The 26,205-nt window shown below is 54.2% G+C and carries 12 protein-coding genes; 7 read left to right on the top strand and 5 right to left on the bottom strand.

Annotated features, from left to right (window positions below; genetic code table 11):
* Window positions 1-179: 179 nt before the first annotated feature.
* Both MXE41_RS04170 and MXE41_RS04175 read right to left on the bottom strand, forming a co-directional pair.
* On the bottom strand, window positions 180-509 hold the full coding sequence (locus MXE41_RS04170) for a hypothetical protein (RefSeq protein WP_247099474.1): 330 nt from the start codon (window positions 507-509) through the stop codon (window positions 180-182).
* 494 nt (window positions 510-1,003) lie between these two features.
* The gene (locus MXE41_RS04175; RefSeq protein ID WP_247099475.1) at window positions 1,004-2,812 is read right to left on the bottom strand and encodes an MFS transporter; all 1,809 of its coding nucleotides are present in this window, start codon (window positions 2,810-2,812) and stop codon (window positions 1,004-1,006) included.
* A 1,478-nt stretch (window positions 2,813-4,290) separates the two neighbouring features.
* Here MXE41_RS04175 and MXE41_RS04180 point away from each other — a divergent pair.
* The gene (locus MXE41_RS04180) at window positions 4,291-5,556 is read left to right on the top strand and encodes a restriction endonuclease (protein ID WP_246978037.1); all 1,266 of its coding nucleotides are present in this window, start codon (window positions 4,291-4,293) and stop codon (window positions 5,554-5,556) included.
* Window positions 5,557-5,744: 188 nt separating this feature from the next.
* On the opposite strand, the gene MXE41_RS04185 is transcribed toward MXE41_RS04180, so the two are convergent.
* Entirely contained in the window at window positions 5,745-5,936 is a 192-nt protein-coding gene (locus MXE41_RS04185; RefSeq protein ID WP_247099476.1) for a hypothetical protein, read from the bottom strand.
* Window positions 5,937-8,639: 2,703 nt separating this feature from the next.
* Here MXE41_RS04185 and MXE41_RS04190 point away from each other — a divergent pair.
* Window positions 8,640-9,629 carry a hypothetical protein gene (locus MXE41_RS04190; RefSeq protein WP_246978036.1) on the top strand — a complete coding sequence of 330 codons (990 nt, stop codon included), beginning with the start codon at window positions 8,640-8,642 and terminating at the stop codon, window positions 9,627-9,629.
* Between the two features lie 1,233 nt (window positions 9,630-10,862).
* Here MXE41_RS04190 and MXE41_RS04195 read toward each other — a convergent pair.
* Window positions 10,863-11,789, bottom strand: a complete 927-nt coding sequence (locus MXE41_RS04195) for a penicillin-insensitive murein endopeptidase (RefSeq protein WP_247099477.1) — start codon at window positions 11,787-11,789, stop codon at window positions 10,863-10,865.
* Window positions 11,790-13,950: 2,161 nt separating this feature from the next.
* Here MXE41_RS04195 and MXE41_RS04200 point away from each other — a divergent pair.
* The 4 genes from MXE41_RS04200 (at window position 13,951) to MXE41_RS04215 (ending at window position 22,867) form a co-directional block, all read left to right on the top strand.
* Complete coding sequence (locus tag MXE41_RS04200; RefSeq protein ID WP_247099478.1) at window positions 13,951-15,918, top strand: hypothetical protein; 1,968 nt, start codon at window positions 13,951-13,953, stop codon at window positions 15,916-15,918.
* A 735-nt stretch (window positions 15,919-16,653) separates the two neighbouring features.
* Window positions 16,654-20,082, top strand: coding sequence for a filamentous hemagglutinin N-terminal domain-containing protein (locus MXE41_RS04205; protein ID WP_247099479.1), 3,429 nt, complete (start codon window positions 16,654-16,656; stop codon window positions 20,080-20,082).
* Window positions 20,083-20,780: 698 nt separating this feature from the next.
* Window positions 20,781-22,043 carry a hypothetical protein gene (locus MXE41_RS04210; RefSeq protein WP_247099480.1) on the top strand — a complete coding sequence of 421 codons (1,263 nt, stop codon included), beginning with the start codon at window positions 20,781-20,783 and terminating at the stop codon, window positions 22,041-22,043.
* Between the two features lie 341 nt (window positions 22,044-22,384).
* Window positions 22,385-22,867 carry a DUF1036 domain-containing protein gene (locus tag MXE41_RS04215; protein WP_246978762.1) on the top strand — a complete coding sequence of 161 codons (483 nt, stop codon included), beginning with the start codon at window positions 22,385-22,387 and terminating at the stop codon, window positions 22,865-22,867.
* A gap of 199 nt (window positions 22,868-23,066) precedes the next feature.
* Here the strand turns inward: MXE41_RS04215 and MXE41_RS04220 are convergent, their stop codons facing one another.
* Window positions 23,067-24,062 carry an MYG1 family protein gene (locus tag MXE41_RS04220; protein ID WP_247099481.1) on the bottom strand — a complete coding sequence of 332 codons (996 nt, stop codon included), beginning with the start codon at window positions 24,060-24,062 and terminating at the stop codon, window positions 23,067-23,069.
* Window positions 24,063-24,772: 710 nt separating this feature from the next.
* Between MXE41_RS04220 and MXE41_RS04225 the strand changes: the two genes are divergently transcribed.
* Window positions 24,773-26,080: a tRNA-dihydrouridine synthase family protein gene (locus MXE41_RS04225; protein WP_247099482.1), complete on the top strand. Its 1,308-nt coding sequence runs from the start codon at window positions 24,773-24,775 to the stop codon at window positions 26,078-26,080.
* Window positions 26,081-26,205: the final 125 nt, after the last annotated feature.

Raw genomic sequence — 26,205 nt, forward strand, 5'->3', positions numbered from 1 at the left:
CTTGCTATTAATGATTTTCACACTCTCAGAGTGTTTTATGGCTGTGCATGCGATTTTAATTATGGGTAAATATTCATTTTATTGGGGAACTACTTTTACAAACAAAGCTTGATTTCTGTACAAAGTGCAAAATAAAACAGCGGGATATGATCACTTTTGCTCGTAAATTAAAAGCACCATTAAGGAGCGCAGATGTATGCAGGTTCGGTCCTTAAGTAAAGAGCAAATAAAAAGGCCCTGCAGAGCAGGGCCTTTTCTGGACAGTTGAGGATTGAGAATAAGAAATCTGCAAAAAGCAGGCAGCACACTACCGGCTTTAGCCTGTATAAGCGCTTTGTTACAGCGCTATCAGACAAGGGAACAGGCTGATTTTTGTAGTAGTTAAGGGCTGAAACACCGAAATTTTCAGTATCAAGAATTGTATCGAGCAGCTTGTCGCACAACTTAAGGGCTGTTCTATATGTATGTGCTTCAGGAAAAATATGGCAGCTGCCCGGATCAACATCCATGCCTGGGAGGCATTGCTGGAATCATAAGGTGCCTGCAGTCTGCCAGAAACAGTAGATTAATGCTGTTTGTGCCCTTGCTGCACGCCAGATCACCGCTCTAAGGTTGCAGCAAAGCCATGGTCTTCGAGCAGTGAAGGTCACAGCTGGTAGAACTTTTCAGATATCAGCAGGGCTACAGTGACATTACTTCAGTGTGCCCCAGCTGTTTCTGAGGCCTTACTGCGACATGACTGCAGCGCGACTGACGTGGTGTTCAGGCCGGACTGAGTGCTGATTATGGAGATACCGAAGCAGAACTCATTCCGGGCTGCGACATGACTGCAGCGTGACTGACGTGGTGTTCAGGCCGGACTGAGTGCTGATTATGGCGTTACCGAAGCAGCACTCATTCCGGGCTGCGACATGACTGCAGCGTGACTGACGTGGTGCTCTTGCCTGACTAAGGTTTGACTGTGTCAGTCAGCTGTTGTTGCTCTTTCTCGCTGCAAGTATGGTCAGGTGGAGCTGCCTGCTACTGCTGCTGTCGCTGCAACTGCATTACGACCGGCTTCGAAATTGAAGCTTGAAGATGCACTGTGGGCATTAGCTGCGTCTGCCTCTGTATCGGTGGTTGCTTCTGCAGCTGTGCTGTTAACTGAGACGGTAGCTGCAGCTGATGCTGCATTGGCAGCTGCGTTGGCAGAGGTGCCACCTGCCACGCCGCTGGTGGTGGAGCTTGTGCTGTGGTCGGCAGCGGCTGTGCGGGCCTGGCGGCGGTCTTCGATGGTGCCCAGGGCGGCAAAGAAGATGCCGCCGATGCCCAGCAGAGCTGAGATGGACAGGATGATTACTGAGGCATCTGCAAACTGCTCAGGGAAAGAGGCAGATCCTGGCTTGGCGCTGACGACCGCTGCGATGATTACTGTAACCAGGGCATAGGCTGTACCCTGACCGATTGAGCGGCCCAGCTGCTGCATTGAGGATGCCAGCGCATAGTTTTGTCTGGACACTGTAAGGGTGATTATAGTGGTGTTAGGGGCGGAGAACAGGGCAAAACCGGTACCTACAGCCAGCTGGCGCAGGATAAGTGAGGTTACGGTGGTGCTCTCATCAATAATGGTAAAGGTTGCAAGGGCAATGGTCTGAATGATTAGTCCGACAGTTACAGTAAGATTGCCTCCCAGGATACGGGCTATACGGCCGGTGAAGAAAGAGACTACGGCAATGGTAACTGGCTGTACTACTATGATAAATCCGGCCTGAGATGCTGAAATACCAAGGGTGTACTGGGAGAACAGAGCCAAAAGAACAGGCTCAGCCATAACAGAGACGTAGGCGGCAATACTGACAAGGAAGCACCAGGTGAAAGGACGGTTGCCAATTAAGAGCTGCACAGGGATGACCTGAAGGGCACGGCCAGCTGACAGGGCAGAGCCTGAATTAAGAGGCGCCAGGGCGGCTCCGGAATTAAGTCCGGTACGGACAGCTTCACTTTCAAAGGCATGCTGGCGACGGCCAAGGCGCAGAGCGCGGCGCAACAGATCACGGGAGATAATGCTGTGAGCACGGCCGGAGATGTCTTTATTGCCACTGCTGCGGGTCAGAAGACTGTATTCGTAGATGACCAGAGCGGCAGTCAGAGCAAGACCCAGGATCAGGCCGTAACGGGCGTAATGCCATGAAGCAAGACATGACAGGCTGAGCAGGCACAGGCCAATGGAAAACGCGAAAACTACGATGCGGCTGTAAGGGAGCTTTACAGTGCTGTCAGCACTTTCCTGAGGAATACGTACGGCAAGGAAAATAAGGGCAGCCATGGCGATGGCGGCGCCGTAAAACATGTACTGATAGCCAATACCGTCAATGATGACACCGCTGAAGCTCAGTGATGAGGATACACCGGTATAGGTAAGGCAGACGGCAATACCAATGGCAATAAAGCGGCGGCTGGTCTCAACATGGGATGAAATCAGTGCCATGGCAGTGCTCACACATAAAGAGGCTGCAGCGCCCTGGGCGATACGTGCTGCCACCATGACCCACAGATTTGGGCTGAAAGGAATGGCAGCGGTGATAGCGGCGCAGGAAATTAGACCGGTTAAAAAGATGCGTCGGTTTGAGAAGCGACGGGCCAGTAATGAGGCCGGCAGTAAAAAGCAGGCCAGGGCGGTAGCGTAGCCGGTCAGAGCCAGAGAGGCATACTGCGGCAGGGTATTGAAATGTTTGACCAGAAAAGGCACAGCAACAGTCAGGGCATTACCTGTATATGAGGTAAGAAAAAGGCACAGACTGACGCAGCACACCACAAGAGATGACTTGCGCATTTGATTTTCCTCAATAATTGTCCAGCATGTCGCCCTAAGGGACTTTTCCCTGTCAGGGACAGATAAGACAGAAGTGGGACAACCTAAAATGCCTCGGGCATAAAGACTGGCAAGGCTGTTAAGGTTGCGCTCCCCGGGTCTGTGCGGATCAGTACTCCTGCGGACCAGGGGGCTGTTCTGTCTGGCAGCTTGAAGCTGCGGTAAAAATCTAAACGCATCGTCATGACTGATGGTGTACTCAATGTATCCGAGCACCATGACATAGTCTAATTCTATCTTTGCATACTGAGCTATAACTTTCAGGCATAAGGGGGTATATATCAAACAGGGCAGGCTATAGCTCCCATTTCAGACCGTGTCCTGACTGCCGCCATGGGCTGGCAGAGGCGGCATACACGCCCTGTTTTGCACCTTGGCAGTGCCCACTGCCCCATAACATGAACCTCAGTGCTCAGGAGCCAGAACATACAGGGGCAGTTGAGTCCAGATCACAGACTGGACATCAGCTGCAGCTTTTGAGATTTGTTCTGGCAGAGGAAAGAAGATGATGTGGCTTAGCTGCCATCAGCTGTGTGTGCGTGTAAGTTTTGTTGCTGATAAGTGGCAGGTAATGCCAGTGGTGAATTTGCCAGCTGCTCAATCAGAAAGTGGGGGCTGTGTTGTCGTACAGGCGGGGATAAATAAATGCCGGTTGGGGAGGGAGCAGAACGCCTATTTCATGCGTGAGAAAGCGATTTTACTGTTGATAACAGGTATATATTTACCGGAATTTTCAGACTCGCTGCACCATTATGATCGTAGAAATATATGTGTGATCTGTTTCAAGTTTTGTAGCAGTCTTATGTTGGCAAAATGACTGTTAAACACTGATAAGGAATCGAGCTTTTTTACACCCCCTTGCCCGTGTATTCGGGCCAGGGGCTGTTACTGTAACAAAAGGCATAAATATGCTGTAAACAGACTTATTTACACAAGTACGGAAAAAGTTACATTACACCAGTTGCAATAGATACTATTGAGCTATATCATAAGCGCAATTCATATCTATAAGGATATGTATTTTCCAGACCGGACTTCGCTTTAATATGCCTTGCAGCAGGCGCAAGTCCCGTGACAGTTCAGAGCATTTTTCACTGTCTTTTTTACCGGCCTCTATCCTTGTAAAAGTTTGCGAAAAACTCACTCACTCACACACAGTACAGATCATTCTGTATTTACCGGATGCGCGTGCAAAGATTCCTGGGTATTACGTGCACAACATCCTGCAGGACCGTTAAGAAATTCTGGAATGAGATAAGAAGTTGGAAGTAGAAATAAGGACGTCATTAATTGACCTGCAGACCATCCAGCTTGTCTGCAGACGTATGTTAAGTGTGTATGGTGGCTGCGTGCTTATATCACCCCCTGCATATCAGGGCAGTAAGCCATAACCTGCAGTTCACAGCGTCCTAAAGTACCCAGTCTAAAGGTATATTCAAATGGCATTCTGGTTAGTTCAGGCTCAAGATGCTCAGGAAGAGCAGTACTTCATAAATTCCTCCCGCATCTGCTGCACTGAGGACAGTGTTCAGTGCTCTATTCTTGATTTCTATGCCGCCAGAGATCTGTCCCAGCATATTGAGGATGAGTGTGGTGTAGACAGCGCTACCGCTCTTAGCTGGAGCGAGCAGTGCTGGCCATTTGCCCATTCCATGTTCCAGGGCGATTACGTTGCCCTTATCACCCATGGCTGTGACAATATCCATTTTGGCCGCATTACCGGCGAGTACAATTTCAATGAAGAGCAGGAAGCCCGCCACCGCCATGAGCGCTCTGTAGTATGGTTTTCCCGTGGGGTTTCCCGTGCCGCCCTGTCTGCAAAGGGCCGTGAGCTCTTTGATGTTGAGGAGCAGATCAGCGAAGCTGACGGCTACGCTTTCCTCGACACCATTATCGATGCTTACAAGTACGTAATTCCTGCAGCCGCCACCCGTCGCCTTGTCTTTGACGGTACCAACGCCGATGAGATTTTTGCCCTGACTGTTGATACCGACGGCTCATCACCTGAGCGTGTCCGTCAGTTTGGCTCACCAGAGAGCCAGCGCATTGTTGCTCCACGTGTTGAGGCTCCAAAGAAGCGTATTGCTCCAGTTGAGCGTGGTGCTACTGCTACCAGCGCTGCAGCTGCCCGTCTGTACAATGCTGCTCCTGATATTGCTTCAGCACGCGAAATGATGATGATGCGTGCTGCTGCAGTACGCACTGCAGAGGCTGCAGCAGCTTCGGCAAGCAAGGCCGCTGATCGTGCCGAAGAGAGCCGCAAGAGCCTTGAGGAGCGTCTTGCCTCTCTTATCTGCCAGAAGGTCAGAAGCCACGAGTTAAATCTCACCAGCCTTATCGAGAACATCATCCGTGCCAAGGGCTTCAGCACTTCAATCAGCTCCGAGGGCAATGTTCGCAATACCACTTTAATTGCCTCCTCAAGAACCAACAGAGCGGTAAAGGTTGGCATCCAGATTCAGAATTACGCCTGCCCTCTCAAGGAGCAGTGCCTTGATCTTATGAGCACCATGATGACCTTCCACAGCGCCGGACACGCCGTGCTGGTATCCATGTCCGGTTTTGACCAGAGCGTCATGGACCGTGTAAAAGAGAGCAAGGCCAAGGTCAAACTCTGGGCTCCTAAGGACATTGCTACCGAGGTTCTGGCCTGCTACGACCGCCTCGACGACAACATCCGAGCCACTCTTCCTCGCTCCTGCTGAGAGCATTAAGGCCAATCGCCCCGCCGTCCATGCAGGCAGCAGGGCTGCCATATGCCGCCAGAGCAGATAATACTGCTGCCCGGGTACCTCCAGGTCCCTGGCAGTCTCAGGGCAAAGCGCCCAGGGCCGGACAGCAATAGCTGCCCGGCCTTATTATTTCCCAGGAAATCACTTAACCGGCAACCAGCTTAATCCTCACAGCCATACATGCTGTCATGCCCTCCTCCCCTGGCAATACGGACCATGCGCTGCCATTCCCAGGCAAGCTGGGGCATGCGCAGCCATTCCCAGGCAATCCGGGGCATGCGCTGCCATTCCCGGGCAATCCAGGCCATGCGCTGCCATTCCCTGGCAATCCGGGCCATGCGCTGCAATTCCATGGCAGCCCCAGCCCTGCCATATCAGTCTATCCGTCCATACCTGGTCCAGCAGGCCTTGCCCTGTGCCCACAGCAGGCGCATCACACCAAATCCCTTCTTGCATCCTAATAAATCACAGACATCATGCAGCAGCACTTACTTTTCACGTATATGAAAATAACAGGATGAATACCTGTAACTGTGGATCATTACGGTACGAAAGTAACGTCACAAACATAATGGCGCCTGCATGTTAACCTGTAAATGCTTTATAAATCGTTTTGACTGGTGAAGCCTTATAAGCTCATGACATAATGTTTTAGAAAGTATATAAAGTTACCATGTCCGCTCAATATATACACCAGCAAAACTCATCTGTTCTGCATGAGGCGCAAAACGCCCGTGCCCACGCAGCTGGCGCAATACACCGGCACCTGCTCTCCGCGTGTACCTCGTCAAAGCTGTCCGCTGAAATTTTTAGAGCAACACATACAGTAATGTTTTATAAAGTGTTATTGCCTGACACTTCTGGCCCCCAGGTGCAGTAGATCACTCCATGTGGTTTTAAACTCAAAGTACCTTAACCTGTTAAAGAGATGAAATAAGTGGCCGGTTTGCTAAATGCATCCTAAAACGATTTGAAATGAATAATGTGGACTTCTCATGTCTGTGCCACGTGAAGCCCCGAAAATTGCCACATCAAGCCCCATCAAGTACCCCATTATGTGTCCCATAAAGTGCCCGTGACAGCGTCCTTATAATCCCCGCCCTGTAAGGGCCGGCCTGTTCACATCTCATATCTTTGCGCTTATGTCAGGGAAACCAATTGCAGTTCCTCCCAGCCGCAGATTCTGCCAGGTGTCCATGGCATGACTTGAGCGCCTCATCATGCTGTCCCTGCTATATATAGATCACTTACTGGTACATATAGCCGCAGCCGCTGCCTTGTACCACCGCTGACAGGGTCACACTGCAACGCTGAATGTGTTCCTGCATATATATGATCATCTGGTATGAGTTGACCTTACTGCTGAGCCACTGACTTCAATACGCCGGGACATGCCAGGATACACGGGGAATTGCCGGGCATGTTATGGCGGCAAAGATTTCTCCCACTGCTGCTTTGCCACTCATCCACGGCGAACATCATCATGCGCTCAGCTTCGGGGCTCAGACCCTGCACCCATCAGCATGCGCTCAGCTTCGGGGCTCAGACCCTGCACCCATCAGCATGTGCTCAGCTTCAAGGATCAGCACCTGCCTGCAGTGGCCAGAGGTTCGGCAGAGCCATGGCTTTCCCAAAAGCATCTTGCATGGTGAGATTTGCCGCCTTGAGACATGGAGCAATGGCGCATGCCCCGTTCAGGGATGCACAGACAACAGCAATCTGTCACTGCACCACAGCCATGGCCGCCAGCAAATGTGAGGTTGCACGCCCAGTAACGGTCCTCCTCCCGGCTCAGATTCGGGCTGTGCCCTGGTTGCAGCCAAAGAGTGAACAGCATTCTTCGTAAGCACGTGAGCACCTGGTCTGGTTAATATCCGAACCCGTGCCCGCCGGGAGTCCTTTGCTTTGCCTCTCTGATCTGCAGCGCAAAGCCAGAGGCAGGGGCAGCTCATATGCTTACTACCACGAGGATAAGTCGTAACTGCAGTCCCTTTGGGGATAAGACATGAGTCTTGTGGCTGCCATCGGCAAACAATCCTGCAGCAATGTCACATTTGATACCGGTTACATGCGCTTTCGCTGATGCCGGGCAAGCTCTCTGTCTGATTGCTCGTTTTCTCCAGATCCTGTGAGCAAAGCAATGAACGCATACAGGCAAACATGCGAGGAGGCATGGTGGTGAGGCTGGCAGGTGAGACCGGCAGGCAAACGTGCAATGAGGCAGGGTGGTGTGGCGGGCAGGTGAGACCAGCATGCAAACATGTGAGGAGGCAGGCTGGTGAGGCAGACAGGAGGGACGGACAGTCTGGGATTAAGGCGGGCAGTGATTTCGGCAAACAGCGGTGCTGCCAGACGGTTATGGGGCAGGTGATGCTGCCGGCGTTTGCTTATGCTTGCCGGTGTGAGGGTTGCGGTTTGTGAGTCAGCCCATTGCTTGCCTTGTTTGTGCCGCAGCTTCAGGCAAGTATGCCAGCTGGGACAGGGCAATTGCTGGCAGTGGCCGGCTGTGCAGGCTGCATTGCACAGGGGCTGAGGCACAGGGGATTGAAGAGAGTGGCGCTGTGATGAGGATTGCGGGAGTTTGAGGCGGGAGTGCAGTACCGGGATCTTTTGCCGCCCCTGGCAAGGAGGCTTGGGTGCTTTAGCTTGTTTAACGATCGATCGGCAAATTTTGTCCGCTTTGTTTCTTTAAGGCTTGAAGCGCTCTGATAGATAAAAACGGACCTGGGAGTGCAAACCGGCTTGGGGCATGTGTTTTGCGGGCCGGTTCTGAGCCCAGAAAGTGCACATTTCTGCCCTGCTTTGCCACGGTTGTGAAAAGGCTTGCAATGGCATGCATATCGCATTTATCATGAGCATGGCAGCTACGTGAGGGCCCCGTTGCTACGGGCCTTGAGCTGGCAATACATCAATGCCTTTATGGCTAAAAATTTATCAATGTATTTCTGGCACACTAACTGCAAAGTCCTAAGTGCTAAGCATGAAAATAGCTGACTGCAATTTGCAGTATTCCGGTTCCGGCTCTATTTTCCTGGCTTGCTTAGAAGGAGCTTTTTATGTCCATTAGCAACGTTACCCACTCAAGTCCTATCGGTCTTGGCAATATCCTGAGCCGTACTCAGAATACTCCTGCCTCCCGACCAGGCGACTTTGCCGCTATTTTGCGCAATGCTGGTGGGGTAGAGCAGATTCAGGGTGTTAACCCTCAGCCAGTACAGGCTGTAGGTGCACGAGGTGTAAGTGCTGCATCTGCTTCAGATGTTGATCGTGCTAATTCTGCTCTGTTTGGCAACAACGGTGCTCACTTTGCGCAGCTTCTTGCCAGAGCAGCTGAGACCACTGTTTCCAGCAGCCAGGTTATTACCAGCTCCAGCGCTGCCGGTGCCACTGCACCTGCAGGTCAGACTGTTTCGACCTCTGCCGTCAGAGCCACTGATGCCCTGATGCGTGCCGAAGCCGGTGCTGGTTCCGCTGCCGCTCCTGCAGCTTTCCAGGGTGATAACATTGCCGCTCAGGCTGCCCAGATCGTCGGTGCACTCGACTCCGTAAAGATCATGGAAGGCCAGAAGGCCATGGCTATTGCAGCTCTGGAGGCTAACAGCGTAGTTGACCTTCAGGATAAGACCCTTGATTTCTCCACCATGCTCCCTCAGGGCATGAGATCATTTTTAAGTGACCTCAACTGTGGCAAGGGCGAGCTGAACAACTTCGTAAATGAGATGATCTTTGGCTCCAACAACGGTCCTCACGGCCAGAACGCTGCTGATTACTTCGGTACCTCCAGCCTGACCGGCTCTCAGTTAACCGAGCGTATGAACGGCCTTCTCAATGCTGCCAAGATTAATTCAGCAGATTTTAATGCTCAGGACTACAACTTCGTCCTGCGCAATGAGAGCAACAGCCTCGGCAACACCATTGCCGTAGCCAATGGCGCAGATTTACAGGAGCGCTCCATTGAGCGTGAGGTTAACAGCACTTTCCAGAGCGACATGGCTCTGATGCAGGTTCTGTCCCACACCAATAACCAGAGCGCAACAATTTTCTAAAGCACAAAGGCCCTGAAAACGGGGCCGGTGCTCTATATGCAGAGGCTGACATCCCTTACGGGGTGCCAGCCTCTGTTATTTCCGTTTTCGGCAAAAAATGTCCCTCCCGGCAAGCGGTCGCCCTGGCTGTTCCCGGCGACTGACCTTGCAGCCTGCTTTGTCATGGCTTAAAAGCCATTATCTACGGGCTGTGCGCGCCACTACCTCATCATGGTGCATCAGCAGGTGCTCACCGCCCGCTCAATCACACCATCAACACAGAAGCTAATCACAGCCTGCAGGCCCCGTGAGCGACATCCCGCCTCGTCAGCTGTGACCAGCAAGGCAGCAGCATAGTCATACTGACCTGCCCGGCAGCCCGCATCAGTATTCTCAATCCAGCTGCCCTGTGCAGCTCCAGCTCCAGCTCCAGGTCCAGCTCCTGGAACAGGCATTGGGCTGTCTGCCTCTCCAAACCCTGCCAGTCTTGACCGTTTTAACGAAACAGCTCGGTACGCATGGCATCTCCTTATCCCCTCTCTTATCACCTTTGCTATCCTGAAGCTGAACTGACTGCAGTTAATGCCCGTTGTACACCATGGTTAGAACGAGTGGGCTGCTGGCCAGGCAGGGGCTGGCCATGCTAAGAAGCCTCAGGCTTAAATGTATTCCCCTGGATGTGAACTGCTACTTATGGCGTTGCGCCAGCAGGGATAGAGCTGGCCGGCTCAACTTGGTTTCATGTAAACATGCGCGGACGGCTGATACCAGTCAAAGTCATTAAACCAGACGCAGTACGGCACACATAGCATGGCACACAGTACAGCGTACAGTACAGCGCGCAGTAGAGAGAAACGCTACCCGTTACTGGTACAGGCAATACTCCTGTATGAGGTCTGAGTCATGATGAAGTGTTAGTTCTGATGGCAGTGAGTTACTTTTCCCTGGGTGAGGGCCAAAGGCAGGATTAGCAAGAAGAATCTGGCGATCAGCTCATACAGATCACTTTATCAGCATCAAGTGAGGGAGTGGAGGTGAGCTTTTGCGGGATGGCCTGGTGGGGAGCGCCTGTGTTGCAGGATGAGGCGGGCAGCGCCCGCGCCCTGGTAACTGCCAGATGTCCGAATGGCGTGGTCTGGCAGCGCCCGTACAGGTTATATGGCAGCGCCCGCACAGGCGGGCGGGGCGGACTGACGGCCCTGAGGTTCGGGTCAGGGCAGTTTCAGTGCTGTGGGGCAGGCGATGGGGCTGGGCTTAGTTACTGTAACCCTTGAGAAGGCTGGCGCACTTGGCTGGCATGATGCGCTGCTTTTTCCTGGCTGTGGTCTTAGGCTGGCTCTGTGGAGGCAGGAACCAGCTCTCGAGCTCATAGCCGCAGCCTGTACCTTCTGGTACCGGTGCCTGAGTTATGCACTCCGGGCTGTCGAAAGGACAGGTCAGGCGTACGTGCATGTGGGCCTGGTGACCAAACCATGGGCGCAGCTTGCGCAGGAAGCCGTTGTCTTTATCGCCCTCGAAGACAGCGCACATGCGCTTTTTGATCATAGGGGCCACAAAGATACGATCCACGCGCGGATCAGAGGCAGCTGCCTTGATGTAAAGCTCTATGTCTCGGGTAAACTCAGGCTTGATAGTGCTGCCACGCACTATATAGACATCCCTGGGATTGCGCAGCTCTTCATCACTTTTGCGTGGGGCTGCAAAGTCAAAAGGCAGGTCCACATCAATGCCGGTATTGTGGGAGGCATGGTTGGATCGTGGGCCATACGGGCCGCCCAGGCTGCGGGAGATATCGCCAATGAGCAGCGGTGGCAGTCCCATCTGGGCGGTGCGGGCACGCAGATCCTGAAGGTACTGCATCATCATAGGATGGCCGTAGTTGCGTCCTTTGGCCCAGCGCTGCAGCTGAAAGTCCTGATGCTCATCAGTAAGCATGTCAGCACCGGCAATACAGCCTGCTGAGGTGGTACCGTAAATACGCGTTGAGGATCCTGTGTAAGGAGTAAATGGTCCGTGGTATTTGTATCCCTGCAGGGTAGCAAGCTCAAGGGCACGGCTCAGGGATGAAAAGTCGTTATATGCTGGAGGGTTTTTGATGAGCAATATGCTCTGAGTATATTCCCTGGCTGTCTCGCCCTCATCCTGGGCTGATGAGGAGCAGGCAGTGATCATAAGGGCCATGGCTCCCACAGCTGTAAGTCTTGCAGCTGCAGCAACGGCTCGTCTTAAAAGAGCTGAGGATCTTACAGCAGAAAAAGCACCCGCAGATAAACAGCTGGACTTTTCTGCCTTGAGATGAGCGTCACCGTATGTACGGGACTGTGAGGAAGAATAAGAGCATGGGGCAGGCTCACAGGCAGAGTGAGTACCCTTACAAAGAGAGATAAATAAAGGCATTGCTCAATAAAGCCTCAGAAATAAAGAGAGAAAGTGACCTTAGATTATAAACTCAAATTGGCAAAATGATGGCCTGCAAAGAAAAACTGCATCACCCAAAATCGCAGCCTGGCCTGCTAATCACCACAGTCATGCTCAGCAGCCTGTCGACCGGCTGTTTACGGGTCAATGTACCTTGAGCACCAGTACTGATCTGTCTTTATCTAAACTGTTTTAGTTATTGCAATGCGATGCTTATTAATCTCGCCGCCTGCCCTGCATCTTCAGCATTGCCTCAATAGTCTTGCAACCTCTTACACTGCATCTTTGAGCTGCCTGCCTGAATTTTTCCTGAGCTCAGGATCTGACAGCCGGCATTTCAGGCACAGCAAAAAGCTGCACATTACATGGTCAAAGACTCTAAGTCCAATACGTATCTCCAGACACTGCAATACCGGCGGGTCATAATCATAAATGCTTTATAAAACAGTATGGCTGTGACAATGCCCACACAACATCAGGCACAGTGATAATGTCTCCATACAATCAGGCACAGTAACGCTGCGCAGCAGCTGCCGCAAGCACATCAACCAGACGAGCCCTGCCCAGGTGCTAAGCCAGGTTGAGCTCCTGCCTGATAACAGTCTGTCCCCGTGTCCACATGTACCCAGTCACCCCACATCCTGCATTACGCTCCCCTCTGCGCTGTTACTTTATCCTCAAGTCTGCATTCGGCAGCCAGCATCCATCGCCCGCACCCAGCGTACAGCGCAGCAGCCTGTATCAGGCGCCAGCACTGCCTGAGCGGCCGTACTGGGGCAGTGAAGAGCTGCAGCAGCCAGCATTCATCGTCCGCACCCAGCGTATACAGCAGCAGCGCGCATACATATCAGCCCGTATCAGGCGCCAGCAGTGCCTGAGCTGCCGTACCGGGGCAGTGAAGAGCAGCAGCCAGCATCCATCGCCAACGCCTCGTGTACAGCGCCGCAGCCCGCATACACCGCCGCAGCCTGTATCAGGCGCCAGCAGGGCTTGAGCTGCCGTACTGGAGCAGTAAAGAGTTGCAGCCAAAACAGGCTTAAATCCAGGATAAAACGCTCATAGCAGGTTAAAAGTTCAAGTGAGATTATCTGTTAGTAACATTTCAAAGAAAATTTGAACTCCATCACAAACTGGCGTTTCGAAAATTAGTTTGTGATCGTGATCAAATTTTTGGAAAAAGCTTGCCTGGAGAAGAAAAAGGGCCTGTTTATCAGTGCTTAACGCGCAATTTTCCATCAGGGAAAAACAGGTGCGAATTTAGTGTGACATGGCTCAAATTTTTGCCCGGAAAAGAACGTGTTTCGTAAATCGAGGCAGATCTGCAATTTGGATAATGATTGCAACGCCCGGCAGCTGGCACTGCTATATTGATTCTGGCTCTGGGGCAGCTGCCTTACTGCTTCGTCCGGCTCCAGTCAGGTCAGCGCCAAAGCCCAGGCTACGTGAGCATGGGATTCCGTCCTGACTGCATAGCCATGACCACAGCAGAGAGCAGCCTGACGTCAGATGCCTTATCTGAGCAGCAAACATAAGGAGGCTGGTAGCCGGACCGTAAGGTCAGGCCACAGCTCAGAGCTTCGTGCCATAACCTGTCTTTAAGGCTCCACAAACATAAGGAGGCAGGATGCCGGCCCACATGGTCAGGACCTCCCTGACAGTCAACGGGTCTTGTCCGTCTGGTAATACATAAGGGGTTCATGGGCTATGGCCCATATTTCAGGATAACAGTAATGCATGGGCCATGGCCCATGTTTCAGGATAACAGTAATGCATGGGCACGGGCTCATGCTCTTTTTGGATAACAGTTATGAAAGCAATTAACAGTAAAGCGCAAATCTCTGCCAGTGACCTCAGAGCTGATGGCTCTCTGAAGTCACGGCTATCTTGCCGCTCCCATTCCTGTTGTGTTCCTGCTTCAGGCAGTATGGCCTTTCGCTCTGATTTATGTGGCAGTCAGTACCATGTTGCCGGGCAAAGTCCTGCAGCTGAGTCTGAGCCAGGGGCTGACGTTGAGCTGTCTTATCTGGCAGCGGCTGACCATATACAAAGCAAGGACGTAAATCCTGGGGTCGTGGACCAGGAGCTGGACATAGCAAGGCTTACTGATCTCTATGACAGCCTGTTTATGTCAGTTTCTTCAGCCTCTGAGCGCAGGAGCCATGAGCGGGGCTGTGTATCAGCAGGCGGCAGTGTGGGAGCTGCTGACAGTTCATCGGCTTTGCTCAGCATCAGCCGCAACAGCCTGATATCAGGACAGCTTGATAACTGCTGTGAACTGAACCTTGATCTTGATGAGAGCGGCCGTATGGTTGGTGCTGTGGAATGCTTTTTATCGGCTGCGCTGAGGCTGGCCAGCCAGAGCAAACTTACAATTAAATCTGCAGCTGATGGTGATTTTACATTTGTATGTAATGGTGAGCAGGACAGGAGCAGCTCTGAGCTGACAGCAGCTGATACGGTCAACACCCTTAACCAGGAGTGCCTGATTGACGCAGGCACTGAGGCAGCTGCCGCAGCTGCAGAGTTATCTTCGCCTGCACCAGCGTCTGCTGACCTGTCTGCATCTTTGCCTGCAGCCGTGTCCCTGTTAGTGTCTGCTGCTGCGCAGACGGATGACAGCGACTGTGCCTGTGCCTGTGCGGATCAGGAACAGCATGACGAGAGCGCTGACAAAGCCCGGTGCGCTGAGGCTGCAACATCATTTGATCTCAGTACACTTACTGATGCAGACGGCAAAGCTTCACAGAGTGCTCTGATGGAGCATTATGTTGATTGCGAGTCTGCACTGGACTGTGAGGTCAGTGCCGTCTTAAGGGAGAGCGCAACAGAGTGCTCTCAGGCCTTACATGACAGTGTTCTGGAAGCTGATGATGAGTCTTATCTCATCAGCGCCTGCAGCGATGCGTTCTTTTACGGACTGCAGACGGCTGATCCATACAGTGATCATGACCTTTTTGCTGTTGATGAGCTCCATGGCTGTGCCCTGCTCTCAGGTGAGCCGGGCCAACAGTCAGTGACTGGAGCTGAGGCTGTGACTGTGACAGGGGCAGGGTCAGTGACAGGAGCTTTTGCAGTTCCTGTGTCTGCGCCCGTGTCTGTGTCCGAGGAACAGTCAGCTGCTGGCGGGGAAAACAGCACTGTCCTGCTGCAGCTGCCTGAAGGTCTGTGCTCAGCCGGCTGTGTTTCCCCTTCAGCTTTAAGCACTGCCTCATGTGCGCGCTATCTCAATGACAGCACTGGCCGTCAGATTCATGCTGCCTGCAGCGTAAGTCACTGTCCGGTAATGTCTGGTGTGGATGAGAGCTGCGCCGCTGCCCTGGTCAACGACGCACAGAGCAATAACAGCGCCGCCGGGGATGCCAGTTGTGCCCAAAGTCATGGCAGCCAGCTGGAGCACAGCTGTGATAACAGCTGTGATAACAGCCTGGCTCATGGCAGATTCACTGAGCCTGTCACTGGCAGCTGTTCCGGGACCGCTGCAACAGAGCATAAGGAGAAGACACAATTGTGTGCAGAGACACAAAATGTGCTTGACACAGAAAGCTCATGCGCTCTAAAGTATTTTATAAAGTCAGACAATGCAGCTGATCTCACAGCTGATAATAAGGAGTCCCATCACTCAGCAGCGCTGCATGGCGGATGTGCCGCCGGCCGTGCCTGCACCAGCGACCTTAAGGTTGCTTTTGCTCCCCAGGCATTTACCTCAAACTCAAGCGCATCAGGCTCGGAACAGGAGCAGACTGCGGCTTTTAGTGGTAGCTCCATTCAAGGGTCACGCTGGTGGGGCGGAGTGCTTAAAGTCTGCAATAAGCTGCTCCTGCTTGCTGACTGTGCCGGTATTAACACCTCAGCACTGCGCAGCCGTATTTGCCGCATGAGCGTGCAGGCATAAGCCGGGAGCTCCTGAATGTCCCTGGCGGTAAGATAACAGCGCGGACCACTGCTAAGATTAGGTTAAGCAGGAGACCTGATGGCCCATGACCTTACAGTGAGAGGTGATCTCCCGGTTATACCTTTGACCCTATATGAAAAGCCGGGCGCCTGCAGCGCCTGAAAACCTGCCGCCTGATGCGCGGCTTTGAGATAACAGTCAGCCTTTCTATTCAGTCTGACCACCACTTTTCCCATTTCTGCAATCTGCACCTGCAACCTGCAGCCAGCAAACTGTGCCTTGTGCCGCCAGCCTTACCATAATCTCTGGTGGGCCCTGCATGAGCACAGTGCTCTGCCGCTACAGTCAAAGCGTAAGCTGCAGAGCTGATCTTTACCTGCTTTGCCACAGAGCATGTAACTGATGCCAGCCAGGCTGACAGGGCCATATGCCGGTCAGAGAGATAACAGGACCCTGGCCATGGCACACTGCAGGCCAGTCAGATAACAGCATACAGGCCGGGCTTTACTGCCGGCCGGTGAGATAACAGCAACCTGGCCGTGGCACACTGCAGGCCAGATAACAGCATACAGGCCGGGCTTTAATGCCGGCCGGTGAGATAACAGCACCCTGGCCGAGCCACGCTGCAGGTCAGTCAGATAACAGCATACAGGCCGGGCTTTACTGCCGGTCGGTGAGATAACAGCATGCTGATGGGCCTTAAGGCCGGTCAGCGATCATTTCCATGGTGGAATTATGTCCAGTAAGAGAACAGTACATAAGGAGCAGCGTCACGACGCTGATCAGGCTTTTGCCATCAACCTGTCTGCTCATCTCAGTGCCTGCAGCACTGACAGTGCAGATTCGCATCTCCCGGCAAAGTCATCTTCCTGCGCAGGTCTGAGCGACGGCCTGAAAATCGAACAAACAAATCAAGGAGTTTATCCAATGGACAAGTCATCTGCTTTCAATCATCACTCTGAGTTTGCTATGGGCCCTGGTGCCGCTGCTGAGGGCCATGCCGGCCATGACAGCCATGCCGGCCATGAGGGCCGCCAGATCCAAGCCACCGGTCATGAGCGTCGTGGTGCGGGCGCTGCCCTGGACGGCTGCGCAGGCAGGGCAGGCAGCGCTGGCCGTGCCCGTGCGGTCTGTGGGGCAGCTGGAGGACGCAGGGGCAGAGGCGGGCTCTGTGAGGGCGTGATGGGCCGTGCCATGGCGCTGCTGCGCACTCCTCTGGCCCGTGCTCTGGGTACGGTAGTGGCTGCCGGCATGGGCACCATGGTCATGGGACAGGCTCATGCCGCCAATGTAAATCTGCCTGATCTCAACAAGGCATGGAATGCCACTATCCAGCGCAATGACACCTCAGTGAGCGCCATGACTGTGGTCTCAGACAAGAGCAATGCCCTGCTCATCTGGGATGACTTTAATGTGGCTGCCGGAAGTCACGTCTACTTCAAGGCCGCCAGAGATCAGCCTGTATCCTTCCTCAATGTGGTCAAGGGACCAGGACGAACCAGTATCGATGGTCATGTCGTAGGTCAGAATGACAATATCAATTTCTATCTGGTTAATCCCAATGGTGTCAGAGTAGGCACCACAGGCTCTATTGAGGGAATGAAGAGTACCTATCTTGGTACCTCCCGTCTCAGTCAGCAGACCCTGGACAGGTTCAAGGACGGTAATGCCGCTCCTGTTGGCATGAATGCCCTGCCTGAAACCCTGGCCATGGGCGATGTCAAACTCTACGGCAGCGTGCACAGTGCCGCTATCAAGGTCAATGGCGATCAGATTGTAATTGGTGAGATAGAAAAGGTGCTGCCGTCCACCACTGCAGGTGACGTGCTCGAGCTGCACAGCGGCAAGGGCCGTATCGACATTGGCGGTGACATCGACAGCGTGCGCCTTGACAGCCGTCCTCAGCAGAATGGCGCAGCTGACAATAAGGACAGTCTTGCCGGCAGCACTGCACCGGGACGCAATGCCGTAACCTACCGTGAGCTGCTCAGGGTCAATGGTCTTAAGGCAGCTGCCAGGGGTGATATCAAATTCAATGGCACTCATGACAGTGGCAAATTCGTCGACCATTCTGCTCAGCAGGCTGTCTACAATGCCGATGGTTTTTACAATGCCTTTTCAAAGAACAGCTCAGGTGATTACTGGCTGACCGATGACATTACCCTTGATTATGAACGCGACAGTATGGGCGCGCTTAACAAATCCTTCTCGGGCACTTTAGACGGTGCTTTCCACACTGTTACTCTGACCGGAAAGGTCAGGGACTCCTCAGGCAGCACTGTGACTGGCAACCGTAATCACGGTCTTTTTGCCAGCCTTGATGGCGCCGAGATCAGCAATTTGAAAATCATGACTGACGGCCTTGCTCTTGACAGCTCACTGCGCGGTCAGGACTTCAACTTTGGTCTGCTGGCAGGAACCATCAAGGACAGCACACTTGCCAATGTTGAGATTGACAGGGCTGATGTTCGTATCTCTGCTGCCTCAGCAGGTTCCGGAGATTATATGGGCGCTCTGGCCGGCCGCATTGAGGGCAGTAACAGCTTTACAGCCGTCATGAGTTCATGGAGTGATAACACAGCAAATCAGCTGGGCTCACGCAATGGTCTTAAGGCAGGTCATGTCACAGGTTCAAACAGCGGCAAGGTCCTGGGACTGATGGTCGCAGGTACTGGCAACAGGGCACTTGCAGCTGTGGGTGAGGGCAATGCTGATGGTATGGCTTCATCATTTTCCGAGGCCTGGAATAAAAGCCTTGAGCAGATGACAGCCTCTGGACTTTCTCATGACGAGGCCCTGGGCCGTCTGCATTCTGTATGGGCCACCTCAGGATCTGCTCAGGACGGTACTCTGGCCGGTCGTGACAAGGGCTTTATGAATGCCTTCTACATTGAGGACTTTAACTTCATGTACGATGGCAAAAACCACAACTATGCCGATCTGGTCAATAACGAGGGCTTTGACATTAACAATGTGCTGACCCTGGTCAATGGCACCTCCTGGGATCAGAAAAATGCCGGTCAGTGGGGCTTTGAGTTCACCACCCACAAGGACAATCAGGCCGGTGGCCATGATTACTTCTTCACCTATGCTCATGCCGGTGATACCTGGGACAGGGGAGCAGGTGGCAGCGCCGATCTGCAGATACGTAACGATCGTGTCGACTCTATTGGCGGTGTGGGCACCCTCAATATCAACAAAAAGCCTCTGACCATAGCCCTTAAGGATCAGGTCATTACCGAAGGTCAGCTCCCTGATCTCACTGTCGGCGGCAATACCCTGGTAAACCCTGGTGATATCAGTGCCTCACTTGCTGACGGTGACAGCCTTGCCGATCTCAATCTCACACTCAAGGCCGATCCTGTGACCGGTAAGATTACCGCCTCATATAACAATGGCAATTACGACATCACCATAGTCGATGCCAGATTAAGTGTCATTGCCAAACCGGTACAGCCTGAACCTCAGCCTCAGCCACAGCCGCTGCCTCAACCGGCACCACAGCCACAGCCGGACCACGGCAATGTACCATCATTGCCTGCAGTACCATCACTGCCTGTGCAGCCTGATAACAATGACAGCAGCTCCATGGCCGCTATTGACCATGCCGCCGGCGTTGAAACCCGCTGCCAGAACTGCCATACCCTGAGCAGCGCCGACCTGGGCTCTGCTCTGTGGCTTACTGACAATACAGTGCTGGACCTTAGCGGTATTGATTACACCTTGAGTATCTTCGCCGCCCTCAACTCAGGCGCAGCTCCTGAAAATGCAGGCAAGTGGCTTCTGACCAGCGGCCACGACCAGCTGGCTGCCACTGACAGTGCCGCCCCATCTGACAGGCAGGGCATGGGCAGTAACACAGCCTCTGCCTCAGGTACCACCACAGCCAGCACTGGCAGTGGCACCCTCAGTGGCACTGCTGCCATGGCTGAGCCAGCCACTGCCGCCTCAGTCACTGCGGCCGCAGCCACTGCCGCTTCAGACACTGAGCCGGTCACCGCAGCTGCCGCAACTGGCACTGAGCGTCCAGGCGGCTTTAGAGCCTCAGTTCTTGCAGCTGCCCAGAAGCTGCCTGGTGGAGCCACAGTGCTTAAGGGCCTGAGAAGTGCCTTTGAGTACCTGGGCCTTAACAGCAGCAAGGCCGAGCCGGTACGCAACAGCTAAAGGCCGGGCGCGGACTAAGCCCGCCGCGCAGCCCACCGCACGGCCCACAGACTCAGCCCGCCGCGCAGCCCACCGCACGGCCCACAGGCTCAGTCCAAAGGCGCCGCCCACAGAATTAACTCAGTACGGTCAGCGCCCCAGGCCGCGCCGGCTGGCATGGTATAGCCATGCTTCGGCGCCGGCCCGCTGCCTGAGCTCACTGTGGGTCTCATGCTCAGGGGGCGCGGGCGACGGTGAGGTAGGTGGCGGGCGCCGACAGCTGGTTCAGAGCACGCTGCGCGATTATTTTCAGCCCTGTCCGGGCATTCACGTGGTAAGTTTTCGCAATGAGTAACTGACCCGGGGATGCCCGGACAGCTTTTTATGGTGGTGCAATATGGCGGCTTATGCGTATGAAGGTGAGGGGCTGTGGCAGGCGCGGGCGCCTGATCGGCAGGCGACAGTGTTATGGGGCAACAGGGCGCTGTCAGCGTGCAGGAGCGGCCCTGACAGTCCTGTGTTCCATGGTATGTGCACTGCACAGGCATGCGGTCGGGCGTCCAGACAGTGGGATTTAGACTTGCTATAATGACCTGACTTTTAGCAATTACTATGGTGAGCTCAACTTGCTTATGCAGCCTGTAAAAATACTGGAGTATCTCTCCTGGCCCTTTCTGGCCCTGTTTTCACGACGATTTTATTATGATGTCCTGATTAAAATGAGAGGAGCCGGCCTGCGCTACCTGCTGCTTTTCAGCCTCGCTCTGGCCCTGCCTGCCTCTTTTCAGGTCAAGGAAATTCTCAACCGCTTCAAGACTCTGGAGCTGTCAACTGTAGTAGCTCAGATTCCGGCAAGCAATATCTCCCCTGAGGGTGTACTGACCCCTGCCGATCCTGCCAATACCGAGCCCTTTTTAATCAAAAACAGCAGCGGTGAGGTGGTAATGGCATGGAATCTGGAAAACAAAAGGATAGATGGTGAACCGATTCACGTCCCTATCACCATTGCCTCTCATGCCGCCATTATCGATACTACCGATGGCACCATAAGTGTCCCATGGACCTCGCTTTATGGCTCTTCAGGAGCTCAGTTTGAGCCTCTGGCTGCCGCTCAGGTACTTGATGAGGCCTTTAATGCCAGCATAATTCTGGTCTGGCTGGTGGTGGGCGTCAGAATTCTCTTTTCCATGACCTTTGTGGTGCTGGCCGCCGCCATTTTGACCCGCGTCTTCATGCCTGTAGTGGTCAGAGTGCGTGTCCCTTTTACGGTAGTACTGCGTCTTAATGCCTTTGCCAGCTCAGTGGTGGGCTTTTTTATGCTGGCCCAGTTCTTCCTGAACATGTCCGTGTCCTATCTGCTGCTGTGCGCCGTGCCGGCCGTATACTGCCTGTCCTTCCTTGGCAATGTACGCCGTGTGCTCGACAATTCAGTCAACAGCGTAGATTACGCTCTTAACAGGAACAATCCTTTCTACATGTGGTTTGAGGCCCGCAGCCGTATTGATGAAAACGGTAATATCGAGCGCAGCCCTGATTACTGGAGCCTCTCTCCTGAGGATCAGGCACGCCGCCGCAACAATCTGCAAAACTCTTTCCGCAACAATGCCCAGCATACAGTCAACTCTGCTTTCCACTCCGACATGGGCAGTCACTGGTCACAGGGCGCTCATGGCGGTCAGCAGCAGTCAGGTCAGTCTCAGGACTCCTGGTCGGGCGCCCCACAGGGCCGCAGGGATGATGACGATCATCCTCATCAGACAGGTATCAGCCCTGATGATGACTCCCGCTCCCGCTCCTTGGACAATGACAGTGACGGCCCGGGTGAGCACAATGCTCAGGAAGGCAAGACTCCTAATCCTTATATTTTCAACGATCAGACCGGCGCTGATGACCCGGTCTTCAAGGAGCACATGGAAAATGCTCCTGAGCGCGGACAGGTACGCTCCGGAGCCAAGGGTGAGGATTCAAGCTTCACCCCTTAATCAATTACAGTTGCTCACTGCAAAAAGCCCGGCCCCGCCGGGCTTTTTCATGCCCGCGCTCCGCCATGCAGCTGCAGCTGGCTGCGCCCTGCTGCAGCAGCGCTGACGGCTGCACTGCAGCTGCATGGCCGGGTGTGCTGCCATGGTTTGAGCACAGGGTTTTGTGACAGGGACAGGCAAGAAAGATTTTGCGCTTTGAGCGGCCATAGGTTAATATTTGCCCATATGATGGCCCTGCTGTCCCCCTCACGGGAGCTGCCAGGTTCAGCAGATGCCCTGAGGCCGTACAGGCATGGCTGCAGGATCTTTGCTGACAGAACTGAGGAGCAGTACCGCCCGGTATGGATAGCCATAAGTCAGCGCAGCGGGGCGGTGCTCAGTTAATCTATCTGTTTGGAGGTAATGTGTTGCGCAAGATTGCAGCTGCTGCGGCTTTGGCTGGAACAATGACCGTAATGACCAGCGCCCAGGCTCTGGTTCTTGAGTGTAAGAATGTGGCCGATGTCCCTATTTCCGTGGCCGTTTCCTACCTTGACTACGATGGCAAGACCTGGATGGTAGAGGGCTGGTACAATCTTGATGCCGGTGCCCGTGCCAATATCGAACTGGACAGCTCCAACGATATTTTCTATATCTACGGAGAGTTCAAGGGCAATCACGAGGTATCAGGCGGCAATGGCAGCCTCGACCTGCCTGTCTACTACCGCACTTTCAAATATGTGCATGGCCAGAATCAGGCCCGTCCGGACGCTTCCGTATCCTTTGTCCGTGGTGTGGCAGCCAATGGCGTTGCCCAGATTTCTTTCGGTCCTATCAGCCAGTAAGGCCGGCAGCGACTGCAAAAACAAAGCCCTGACAGGACTGTTCCCGTCAGGGCTTTGTTCATTATGGCAAGGGCAGGCCCGGCCGCAAGCTCCATACGGCCCATGGGGCATGGCCCTGGCAAGGGCACTGGCAAGTCCATGGACGGCCCGGCCGGCCGGGCCCAGCGCGACGCGGCTGCGCACTGCGCAGCAGGTCAGCTTACTTGCAGCGCTCGCCTTCGCGCAGCCAGATGCGGGCCATTTCCAGATTGGTATCAAAGTCCATGGCACCTCCGGTAAAGCCGGCACGGTGAACGAAGATAGTGCCACTAAGGCCGGTAGCTGCGTCCAGAGCCTCAAAATCAAGGCCGCGCCATGACTTGGGAGCGGTGAGCTTGTTCTTGAAGCGCTCGGCTTTGGAAAATGGCAGGGACTGCACACGCCAGCCGCGCTTGCGATCTGGATAGACAGCCAGCATGCAGTTTTTGAAGGCATCAAAGTTGGCCAGCACTGCCTGAGTCCATGGCAGCTTCTCGTGCATGATGAGGATTTCACCGCCGTCGTAAACAGACATCACGCGTGCAATTCCCAGCTCAGTGTACAGGGCGTTTACAGCTGCATTGATGAGCAGGTTCTTGAGCATCTTCACTGTGTTCATGAAGTTTTTGTCCTGCTCGGCACCTGAGACATTGGGCAGATTCTGCATGGCTACCAGATAGGCAATGTCAGGGGAGTAGCGGTAGAACTCGTTGAGCTCATCCATGACGCGCTGCTCGCCTTCATTGTTGACGGCCACATTATCGGCAAGCCAGGTGTTGAGCTGACCATTGTCATTGAGATCAACGGCATACATCACTTCACGGTCAATACGCTCACGGGCAGCAAGGAAGATCTCGTCGGTAAGCTGCTGGCGCTGCTCGTAGGTCATGAAGTCCTGAGCAATCTTGCGCATGTACTCATCACCAAACTTGAGCCACATCAGACCGGCTGTGGCGTAGTTGATGCCATTAGGGCGGCTGAGGTTGAACTCATTGGAATGGTGATCAAAATGCCTGTCATCATTGATGCCTGAGACATCAATGATGATATCAGCTGTTTCCAGACGCTGAGGATCACGGGAACGAATGACCTCAGAGCGCTCATGAATATAGGAAATTACAGCGCAGGCCAGTGTTTCGTCAGCGTGAAAGCTACCGTCATGAGTTGCAATTAACACAGTCTTCCCCTTAGCAGTCCACCACCGGTTTACTGCGCAAAATAAAAGTCACAATCTGACCGGTCCTGACGGGCCTGAAAGTCAGCTCTGTATGCTACACAGATTTAAGGCATACAGGTTCGCTAATTTTAGCATTCATTAGCCTTTGTTGGGGCAGGGGCCGATTTTTTATCACCTCTGTCCGGCAAATGCACCACCCCCGCACAGCCAGGCCATGCCCGCCGGCCATGCCCGCCGGCCGGACCCGCCGGCCGGACCCGCCGGCCGGGCATGTTACGGCCGGACCATGACTGCCCGGGGCCTGACTGGCAGCATGCCCCTGCCAGACTGGCAGCCTGCCCCAGCCTTGGCATTGATTAAAAGCTGCATATTTATGGCTGTCAGAGGCGATCTGGAGTACAATGCATGGTCTTTTTGCCCGCAGCCGGGCAGCGGCCCTAACAGCCAGGCTGCCATGGACAGCGCGAAGGCTTGAGTACTGCGCGCCCACCAGCGTCGGCGCCGGCGGCGCAGCCGGAACCGCTCCGGGCGCTGGCACCCGGCGGCTTACAGATTCCGGAGTTAAAGCTCAGTACTCTGCGCTGCACCGCCTGCCCTGAGCATAACGGGACAGCACCAGCGGTGTACCATAAGTGCCCTGAGGCAGTGACTGTAAACAGCTGCGGCAGGGAGCTGCAGGCATATGTGTTTTCTTTATGAGGAAAGATTAAGTGGCTTATAAACTTGACCGAATCTATCTGGCCCCAATGGAGGGCGTGGCAGACGCCCCTATGCGTAAGGTTCTTACCCATTATGGAGCCTGGGATGCGTGTACCTCCGAGTTTATCCGCGTCACCACTGAGGTTTTGCCTTATAAGACCATTTTGCGCGATGTTCCTGAGGTTAAGGAAAACGCCCGTACTGCCTGGGGCTGCCCATGCCGTGTGCAGCTTCTTGGTGATGAGCCTGAGCCTGTTGCCAAGACTGCCCAGCGTGCTGTTGAGGTGGGCGCTCAGGCCATTGATCTCAACTTTGGCTGTCCGTCACGCTTTGTTCATCACGGCGGCTCCATGCTCTTAAAGGAGCCTGAGCTGCTGCATCGCATTGTCAGCCGCGTGCGTGAGGTGCTCGACCCTTCCATTCACCTGTCAGTCAAGTTCCGCATTGGCTTTGCCGATGCCGCCGAACTGCCTGAGATTGTCAGGGCCCTTGCTGTTGACGGCGTGGATGAGCTCATTATGCATGCCCGTACCCGCAAGGATCTCTACAAAAAAGAGGCCCTCAACTGGCCTGCCATTGGATCAGTGCTGGAGCTGTGCAACAACATCCCTGTAGTGGCCAATGGCGACATTCTCTCCTATGAGACCTCTCAGGAATGTGCCCGCATTACCGGCACTGACCGTCAGATGGTAGGCCGTGCTCTCTTTGCCATTCCCAACATCCCTCAGGTGCTGCGCGGTGAGGAGCAGCCATGCTCCATGCAGCATGTAATTACCGTAGCCTCTGAGCTTGGTGAGGAGCTGCAGTCACGCAACTATCCTGAAAAATCAGTGATGGACAGACTAAAGCAGTTCCTTGGTTATGCCCAGAAATACAATGCCGCCTGGACTTCATTCTTCCGCATCTTCTGCCGTTCTCAGAGCATTTTTGAGGCACAGCAATTGCTTGAAAAGTTCAGCGCCTCACTGGATGTCACTTCGGCGACAGAAAGCGATGAGCTCAGCGCTGCTCAGGCCGCTCTTGAGCGCATTATTCCGGCAGCCGCCGTCGGCGCCTCACCTGCCCAGCAGGCCGCAGCCGTAGCTGCCGCAGCCCCGGCAGCCGCCGCAGCATCAGCTGCCGCCGCCGTCGGCACCGCAGGCGCAGCCGGTGACATCAGCGCCCGTGAGCTCAATGAACTGTGCCCTGAGGGCTGCACCGGTCAGCGTGCCGCCGCTGCTGAGCCTCAGGCTCCGGCAGCTGCCCCGTCTGCAGCAGACACTGGCGCCGGCGGCCGTAAGGTTACCAGCCTGGAGCGCTCACTGATTTTCGGTCTGTAGGCCTTATGCCAAAGGCAAGGCCAGGCCCTGTCAGGCCAGTGCCTGCCAGGCCAGGTCCGGCCAGTGCGTAAACCGGGGCGCGGGCTCGTCGCGGGGCAGCCCCCGGGAACGGTCCGGCGGGTGCC

Source organism: Anaerobiospirillum sp. NML120449 (assembly GCF_023051105.1).
Lineage (GTDB): Bacteria > Pseudomonadota > Gammaproteobacteria > Enterobacterales > Succinivibrionaceae > Anaerobiospirillum.